This is a genomic window from bacterium, from assembly GCA_037131655.1.
In the GTDB taxonomy this organism is placed as follows: Bacteria; Armatimonadota; Fimbriimonadia; order Fimbriimonadales; family JBAXQP01; genus JBAXQP01.
In genome coordinates, this window is sequence record JBAXQP010000278.1 from 1 (window position 1) to 3,603 (window position 3,603).

Annotated in this window: 3 protein-coding genes; 1 reads left to right on the plus strand and 2 read right to left on the minus strand. The window is 48.0% G+C overall.

The annotated features are described in order from the left end of the window. Positions 1–221: carboxymuconolactone decarboxylase family protein (locus WCO51_11125; GenBank protein ID MEI6513806.1), on the minus strand; the 221-nt coding region annotated here is incomplete at its 3' end. A 261-nt stretch (positions 222–482) separates the two neighbouring features. Between WCO51_11125 and topA the strand changes: the two genes are divergently transcribed. Continuing rightward, positions 483–2,609 (plus strand): type I DNA topoisomerase, encoded by a 2,127-nt coding sequence (topA, locus tag WCO51_11130; GenBank protein MEI6513807.1) that lies wholly within the window; start codon positions 483–485, stop codon positions 2,607–2,609. Between the two features lie 12 nt (positions 2,610–2,621). Here the strand turns inward: topA and kdsA are convergent, their stop codons facing one another. After that, positions 2,622–3,449, minus strand: a complete 828-nt coding sequence (gene kdsA / locus WCO51_11135) for a 3-deoxy-8-phosphooctulonate synthase (protein ID MEI6513808.1) — start codon at positions 3,447–3,449, stop codon at positions 2,622–2,624. Positions 3,450–3,603: the final 154 nt, after the last annotated feature.

Consider the following 3,603-nt stretch of genomic DNA (forward strand, 5'->3'; position numbering starts at 1 on the left):
GTGACGCATCGGTCTAAGTGGTAGAAGATGCAGTCGTTGCAGCGTAATACCATAGAGCCGACTAAACCCATTAGTTCCTTGGACTTAACATCGAGTGCGCCGGATTGGTAGGCGTTGGCATCGAGGGCGAAGAAGCGTTGGTATTCTTTGAACCCACTCCCTAATATCGCGTCATTCATCTCCTGACGGTACAATCTTGTCTCAGAGGCTTTTCGGCGCATTGTCAGCTCCTTCGTAACCCTTTATGAATTTGGGGGCTATACTGCCTAAACCCAAACTCTCACTAATCATATAATGATACCGGACAATGATGTGAGACTAAATCGGTAAACAGAAGAACCCGAAAATTGTTAGCAAAGCAATGTTGACAAACGTCTTGAGGCGTAGGTAGTATTCTCGGCGCATTCGATGAGCGTTTAATTCAGAAATGTTTTGAACGTGAATCAGCTTGAAAGCATGGGATCAAGAGAGGTAGTTGTTGTATGGGTAAATCCTTAATTATTGTTGAATCACCGGCAAAAATCAAAACGCTGAAAAACTTTCTAGGAAGTGATTTTACTATCGAGGCGTCGATGGGACATGTCCGCGATTTGCCTAAGAAAGAACTGGGAGTTGACACTGAAAAGGATTTCAAACCAACTTATACGGCATTAACAACCCGCAAGACAGTATTAACTAAACTTAAGCAAGCGTTAGCTGACTGTGAAAAAGTCTATCTCGCGACTGACCCTGATAGGGAAGGGGAGGCGATCGCCTGGCATCTACAAGAGGCCCTCAAGCTAAAGGGCGCTCAGCGGATTGAGTTCAACGAAATCACTCAGACCGCTGTAACGCACGCTATGGAGAACCCTCGGGCAATCGACATGGATCGAGTTGATGCCCAGCAGGCAAGACGAGTTCTAGATAGACTAGTCGGCTATAAACTAAGCCCTTTATTATGGAAAAAGCTTGGCCGAAATACCCTCAGCGCCGGGCGCGTTCAAACTGTTGCAGTAAAGCTTATCGTCGATCGTGAGCGCGATATACGCAATTTTGTTCCACAAGAACACTGGTCCATCACGGCTCAACTGACACCTTTAGATGCTGATCATCCCTTCGATGCTGATCTGAGAAGCAAAGGCAAAGAGAAGATAGAGCTTTTGAGCCAGAACGCAACGGAAGATGTGATTAAAGAGCTAAATGGAGCTAAGTACTTCGTCAAGTCGGTAACAAAGCGTCAGACGAAGCGCCAGCCGCCAGCTCCGTTTATTACGAGCACTTTGCAGCAAGAAGCTGCCCGAAAGCTCAATTTTAATGCTCGTCATACGATGCGAGTTGCACAGTCCCTTTATGAAGGCGCCGACCTTGGCAAAGAAGGTTCGGTAGGTTTGATTACCTACATGCGAACAGACTCAACGCGTATTGCCGATGAGGCGAAGGCCGCAGCGCACAAATTTATCACTGAGAAATATGGAAAAGAATTTGCAGGCAGTATGGCGAAAAAAGCTCGCCAGAATGCTCGCGCACAAGATGCTCACGAGGCTATTCGTCCAACTGACGTTAATCGAACTCCTGATTCGATCGCAAAGTTTCTAGATAGTGACCAAAAGAAGCTTTATGAGCTTATTTGGAACCGATTTGTGGCAAGCCAAATGGCGGATGCTATATTTGATTTGACCTCCGTGGATATTGAGGCACGGCATGAAGGACAGAAGGGTGATGCATATCTGTTCCGAGCATCAGGTTCAGTGCCAAAGTTTTTGGGATGGCGGAAGGTCTATCAAGAAGGCAAAGATACGGCCGATGTAAGTGAGGAAGAGCTTCCTCCGCTTCCTGTTCTCACAGCAGAACAGTTATTAACATTACTGAAACTGTTTCCTGGCCAGCACTTCACCGAACCACCTCCGCGTTTTACTGAAGCTACGTTGGTTAAGACTTTGGAGCAGAATGGGGTTGGCCGACCGAGTACTTACGCCACAATTCTCGAGACCATTCGCGAGCGCAAATATGTGGTGATGGAACGCAAGGCGTTTAAGCCAACTATGCTTGGGGAGACGGTTAATGATTATCTGGCCGAAAAATTTCCGAATGTGGTAGATGTGAAGTTCACTGCTGAACTCGAAGATGAACTCGATAAAGTTGAATTAGCAAAACTAAAATGGAGCAAGGTTTTGCAACATTTCTACGGACCTTTCGCCGAGAAACTGGAAGAAGCCAGTCAGGAAAAGGGATTTATTAAGATCCCCGACCAGGAGACAGATAAGGTCTGCCCCGACTGCAGCCGTCCCATGATAATTAAGCACGGCAAATTCGGTGAATTCTACGCATGCACTGGCTATGCCGACGGCTGCAAGACCACTCGGCCAATTGGCGCCACCGGTATTGCGTGCGCGGTTTGCGACGGCGGCGAGATTATTGAGAGGAAGACGAAGAGAGGTAGGGTCTATTGGAAGTGCCACACCAAGGGCTGTGAATTCATCAGTTGGGACAAGCCCACCGGCGCTGTATGCCCTATCTGCGGCAAGCCCACGGTGATCACGGGCGGGAAGAGTAATCCGTCGATCAAGTGCTCATCGGAGGAGTGCGGCTATACTGCAGCAATAGAAGCGCCGCCTGAATCAGAAGCATAAAGTTAAAAATCGCTATATTTGTATAACTGATCGTATGGCTAATAGCTGCTTTAGAAGTGGTTCGACTTCTGCTAATGGGAACATACTGGCTGAGTCGGAAAGACCCTTTTCCGGTTCCGGATGAACTTCCATGAACATCGCATCTATCCCAACTGCCATCGCGGCTCGTGCGAGGTAGGGAATTGCTTCGCGATTGCCCCCTGACGCTGTTCCAGCTCCTCCTGGTTGTTGAACGCTGTGGGTTGCATCAAAGACAATCGGATAACCATAGGAGCGCATGATGGGTAACCCGCTCATGTCGACGACAAGGGTGTTGTAGCCAAAAGAGGTTCCGCGCTCGGTGAGAAGAACCTGCTCACAGCCAAACGCTTCCATCTTCCTGACGATATTTTTTGTATCCCACGGCGCAAGGAATTGCCCTTTTTTAATGTTGACGGGAAGTCCGGTTAAGGCGCAGGCTTTAAGTAAATCGGTCTGGCGGCAAAGAAAAGCGGGTATCTGTAATAAGTCAACAACATCTGCGATTTCACCTACCTGGCAAACTTCATGCACATCAGTGGTGGCCGGTAAATCAAACTCTTTTTTAATTGCAGCGATGCTGGTCATCCCTTCTTCAACCCCAATGCCGCGAAATGAATCGGAAGAGGTGCGGTTAGCTTTATCGAACGAAGCCTTAAAGATATAATTAATGCCCAATCGGTTACAAACATCCTGCATATGCCCCGCAACCGTTCGGCACAATTCCATACTCTCAAACATGCAAGGCCCCGCGATAAGCGCAAACTTAGGCCCCCCGATTTCAATTTCACGGACTTTAACTGTTTTAACTGATTGTTGCATGATATTCCTTTCGTTTCTGTGTCATTGCGTGGATGATTATGCGGGTGCAGCCTCCTCCAAGCGTCTCTTGCGAGGTGTTTGGGTTTCTGATTCTGCCCAACACTTATCCAGGAGGCCAACTGAAATCTCGACCCCCTAGGACGTGGGCGTGGAT